Genomic DNA, 1,828 nt, shown 5'->3' with positions numbered 1-1,828 from the left:
GTACTGGCCGATGCGTTCGCGGCGCTCGCGACCGGAGCCACCGTGGTCGCGGTGGGTCTCGGTACCGGTGTGCCGCCCATCGATGTGCGCGATATGGTCCTGCAGGGCAAAACGATCCGCGGTTGCCGGGGGGGGTCCCGGCCACGCCCACTGGGTCCCGGCCCCCGGCGCCGGTCGGCGGCCGCGGAGCCGCTTCGGCCACCGCGCCGAACCGAAGGATTCCGGCTCAGGGGTGGATGGCGATATCGAAGAGATTGCCCTCCGGATCGGCCAGCGTGGCCCATCGGAAGCCGTGCTCGTCGAAATCACCGATATGCCGCGCTCCCAAGGCCACGGCCCGCTCGACCTCGGCAGCCAGATCGGTGGCGATGAGATCCAGATGGACCGAATTCTTGCCCGGTGTCTTGTCGGGCACCTGCAGGAAGAAAAGCGGCGGTGTCAGCCCGGATTCGCGTCCTACAGTGGCGACGTATTCGCTGGCCTCCGGGTCGACCGGATGGTCCAGCAGGCGCGCGTAGAAACCCGCCAGTGCGGCGGCGTCCGCGCAGTCGTAAGTGGTAGCGGCAATGGTCGGGGCCATGGTCTCTTCCTGTCCTCGTACGGGGTGGTGGCCGCATCATTCACCGGCCCACCGACAAGAACCCGCCGACACCGATCCGGGCCGGTGTGAGCGGAGGCGGAGCTGGTCCCACTAGGCTGAATCCTGACTCGTCCGTAGAGAGGAATGCCGTGCAGCCCGATGGTCAGTTCGATATGCAGCAGTTGCTCCAGCAGGCCCAGCAGATGCAGGAGCAGATGATGGCGGCGCAGGCCGAGATCGCTGCTGCCGAAGTCGAGGGCCAGGCGGGAAACGGCCTGGTCAAGGTAGTAATCAAAGCGACCGGTGAGATCGTGTCGCTGAATATCGACCCCAAGGCGGTGGATCCCGAGGATGTGGAGACGCTGCAGGATCTGGTGATCGGCGCGATCAACCAGGCGATGGCCAACGCCCAGCAGCTGGCCGCCGAGCGGCTGGGTCCGCTGGCCGGCGGCGGTGGCGCGCCGGGCCTGCCCGGCTTCTGAGCCGTCCCGGAGTAACGCGGTGTACGAGGGTCCGGTTCAGGATCTCATCGACGAACTGGGCAAACTACCGGGCGTCGGTCCCAAGAGTGCCCAGCGGATCGCCTTCCACCTGTTGCAGGTGGAACCGCCGGAGATCGACCGGTTACAGGCGGTACTGCAGAAGATCCGCGACGGTGTGCGGTTCTGCGCGCAATGCGGCACCGTCGCCGACGGCGAACTGTGCCGGATCTGCGCGGACCCACGCCGGGATCGCAGCATGATCTGCGTGGTCGAAGAGCCCAAGGACGTTCCGGCCATCGAGCGCACCCGCGAATTCCGCGGGCGCTATCACGTGCTGGGTGGCGCACTGGACCCGCTGAGCGGTGTGGGCCCCGAACAGTTGCGGATCCGGGAGCTGCTCACCCGGATCGGCAACCAGGACGACGGGGTGGACGTCACCGAGGTCATCATCGCCACCGACCCGAACACCGAAGGCGAGGCCACCGCGACCTATCTGGTGCGCATGCTGCGCGATTTCCCGGGGCTCACCGTCACCCGCCTGGCCTCCGGCCTCCCGATGGGCGGCGACCTGGAGTTCGCCGACGAACTGACTCTCGGCCGCGCATTCTCCGGCCGCCGCGCGCTGTAATATTTGCGCCGCCTCCGGCGGCGCGGGGTTTGGGCCCCGGGCGTGCCGGCGTCGGAGAGAGCCCCCCCCCCGCGCGCGCCCGGCGGGGAGGGGGCCGGGCCCCGGGGGGCGGGGCCCGCGAGGGGGGGCGGCGGGAGG

Annotated in this window: 3 protein-coding genes; 2 read left to right on the top strand and 1 reads right to left on the bottom strand. The window is 69.1% G+C overall.

The genetic code is table 11. The annotated features are described in order from the left end of the window. Window positions 1–226 precede the first annotated feature (226 nt). Window positions 227–580 carry a VOC family protein gene (locus tag QH195_RS32775; protein ID WP_280425005.1) on the bottom strand — a complete coding sequence of 118 codons (354 nt, stop codon included), beginning with the start codon at window positions 578–580 and terminating at the stop codon, window positions 227–229. 149 nt (window positions 581–729) lie between these two features. Here QH195_RS32775 and QH195_RS32770 point away from each other — a divergent pair, with 149 nt between their 5' ends. Both QH195_RS32770 and recR read left to right on the top strand, forming a co-directional pair. Continuing rightward, window positions 730–1,062, top strand: coding sequence for a YbaB/EbfC family nucleoid-associated protein (locus QH195_RS32770; protein WP_195055763.1), 333 nt, complete (start codon window positions 730–732; stop codon window positions 1,060–1,062). Window positions 1,063–1,081: 19 nt separating this feature from the next. Continuing rightward, window positions 1,082–1,690 carry a recombination mediator RecR gene (gene recR, locus QH195_RS32765; protein WP_280438247.1) on the top strand — a complete coding sequence of 203 codons (609 nt, stop codon included), beginning with the start codon at window positions 1,082–1,084 and terminating at the stop codon, window positions 1,688–1,690. Window positions 1,691–1,828: the final 138 nt, after the last annotated feature.

The sequence above is a fragment of the Nocardia carnea genome, assembly GCF_029868855.1.
In the GTDB taxonomy this organism is placed as follows: domain Bacteria; phylum Actinomycetota; class Actinomycetes; order Mycobacteriales; family Mycobacteriaceae; genus Nocardia; species Nocardia carnea_A.
The sequence above is the reverse complement of the archived record's forward strand: the minus strand, read 5'-3'. Positions and strand labels throughout refer to the sequence as shown.

What these genes read in the sequence shown, in the direction of transcription:
- QH195_RS32775 (WP_280425005.1), bottom strand. Translation starts at nt 580, where the DNA reads ATGGCCCCGACCATTGCCGCTACCACTTACGACTGCGCGGACGCCGCC.